This is a genomic window from Oleiphilus sp. HI0132, assembly GCF_001635845.1.
This window is the reverse complement of record NZ_LWGJ01001619.1, coordinates 1-1,045: the sequence shown is the minus strand read 5'-3', so window position 1 is coordinate 1,045 and position 1,045 is coordinate 1. Positions and strand designations below refer to the sequence as shown.

The 1,045-nt window shown below is 45.3% G+C and carries 1 protein-coding gene; it reads right to left on the bottom strand.

Annotated features, from left to right (window positions below):
• Nucleotides 1-104: 104 nt before the first annotated feature.
• Nucleotides 105-1,045, bottom strand: a 941-nt coding sequence (locus A3766_RS24925) for an MBL fold metallo-hydrolase (RefSeq protein ID WP_197479730.1), incomplete at its 5' end; no start/stop codon positions are given.

Below are 1,045 nucleotides of genomic sequence, written 5' to 3'. Positions count from 1 at the left end.
AAGCAAAAATACTATAATGTGAAAGATTATATCAGCCTGCTCTGTTCTGCACTTCTTAGCGAATAGCTTGTTTTTTAATACCTTTTCTATGGCTACGTTACTCTTTAAGGAATACTTAAACCTACCTCTTCCCCCAATAATTCCCGTAGCGCCTGCTTTAAAGCCTTCTTCGCGTCATCATCACCATGAACAATTCTTATTTCTGAAGGCTTAGCTTTCATGCCTTGCACAAAGTTCAGTAAGTCTTCCTGACCTGCATGCGCAGAGTAACCCGAGATCGTATGTACAGCGGCATTAATCGTATAGCGCTTACCCTCTAGCTCGACATAGCCATTTCGTGTCCCGTAAGTTTGAATATCTCGCCCTGCAGTTCCCTCAGCTTGATAACCTACAAACAGAATATCAGTACGCTTATCTTCAATTAAGGCTTTTAAATAATTAACAATACGTCCACCAGCACACATACCGCTAGCGGCGATCACAATGGCTGGGCGAGCCGTCTTTGCTAAATAATTCACTGTGTCGAGGTGAGTTTGATGATCATCTATCGTGAGTAAATTTTCAAATGACAGAGGGTGTCGACCCACGGCTACCCGACTTTGAGCCTCTGCATCCCAAAAAGGTTTTAGTTGTCGGTAGGTATCAGTAAAGTCGTTGGCCAAAGGTGAGTCGACTATCACTTCAAGCTCAGCCCAATTCAGCGCCCCCTGATCGGCTTTATCTTTAAGCTCATAGATCAATGACTCAAGTTCATACAATAGCTCCTGAGTGCGGCCGATACTGAACGCAGGAATCAAGACCACACCTCTGTCTTGAACAGCACTCTCGATCACTGCCTTAAGTCGCTGCCGACGAGAGCGTCGATCTTCATGATTCTTATCGCCATAAGTGCTTTCAATCACCAAGGTATCACATGCTTCAGGAGGCTTCGGCGCGGCTAACAAAGGAGAGTGAGGAGCGCCTAAATCACCCGAAAAGATAAACGTATGCGCGTCCTTCCCCTGGTTTACACAGCACTCAACATAAGCAGAGCCAAGAATATGAC